Here is a 1,235-nt window from a genome sequence, read left to right on the forward strand (position 1 = left end):
AAGTCGCAACATCCCTTGCACGATATCTGCTTAACTCCCTGCGGCAGCCTTGCGGTATTCCATCGGTGTCAGATAACCAAGGGTGCCGTGTATTCGAAATTTGTTGTACCAGTTAACATAATCATCAAGTTCCAGATCCAGTTGCTGTTGACTTTCAAATCGCATTTGCTTGATAAATTCCGTCTTAACTACATTGAACATCGCCTCGGCAACCGCATTATCATAAGGGCATCCTTTCATGCTCAGTGATCGCTTGATGTTGAATGTTTCCAACACTTCGTTGATTAGTTGATTATCAAATTCGCTACCGCGGTCAGTGTGAAACAGTTGAATTGTATTGAGCGGACGGTCGATACCCGACAATGCTTTATAGACCAGCTGAGCGTCCTTGTTCGGACCAGCACTATAGCCGATAATTTCTCGATTAAATAGATCCGTGAACAGACAAACATAATGCCATTTGTGGCCCACTCGCACATAGGTCAGGTCGCTGACAACAGCAGCGAGTTCTTCTCGGCCAGTAAATTCCCGGTTCAGGACGTTTCCAACTTTTTCTTCATTACACTTGCTTTTATGCGGTTTGAATTGGATAACAGTATAATTCGAAACAAGCCCTTGTTCGGACATAATGCGGCCGATCCGCCTTCTGGAGACAATATAACCCTTCTTCTTTAGTTCGACTTTAATTTTTCGAGTTCCGAAATTTTTCCGATTTGAGAAGAAGATTTCCCGGATTAGTTGTACCAGTTCTTGTTCATCTTTTTTCACTTGGGTTTTAGCTTGGGTTTGAGAGTAATAGGTACTCCTTGGAATATTGAGGACGTCGCACATTGCTGATACCGAATAGAGGTGAGAGTTATTGCGGATTACATCTATTTTCGTCCCATGATCAGCGCTGCTTGCTTTAAAATATCGTTCTCCATCCGAAGTTGTTGAATCTCTTTCCGGAGCCGGATAAGCTCCTTCTCTTCCGGTGTACGGTTGTCCTTTTCACGGAAAGAACCACTGTTCTGTGATTGTTTCACCCATTTATCAAAGGCTGAAGGTGTCAACTCATATTCGCGGATAATATCCGCTCTTGGCTTACCATTTTCATAAAGCTGAACCATTTGCTTTTTGAATTCTTGGGTAAAGGATCTTCTTGTTCTTTTTTCGGTCATTGTAGTCTCCTCATTTCTATTAGTTGTATTCTACAAGACCTTAATTTTTCTGTCCATCTAAGTGTAGCCTATCCA

General features: G+C 42.3%; 1 protein-coding gene. It reads right to left on the minus strand.

Annotated elements, in window-relative coordinates; all coding sequences use genetic code 11:
• Window positions 1-30: 30 nt before the first annotated feature.
• Window positions 31-1,160, minus strand: a protein-coding gene (locus WFH04_RS18040) for an IS3 family transposase (RefSeq protein ID WP_336825706.1) whose coding sequence is annotated in 2 segments (ribosomal slippage) — window positions 31-908 and window positions 908-1,160 — 1,131 coding nt in all. Because the reading frame shifts where the segments join, the coding sequence is not laid out codon by codon here.
• Window positions 1,161-1,235 lie beyond the last annotated feature (75 nt).

Origin of the sequence: Sporosarcina sp. USHLN248 (assembly GCF_037144575.1) — a bacterium.
Taxonomy (GTDB): domain Bacteria; phylum Bacillota; class Bacilli; order Bacillales_A; family Planococcaceae; genus Sporosarcina; species Sporosarcina contaminans.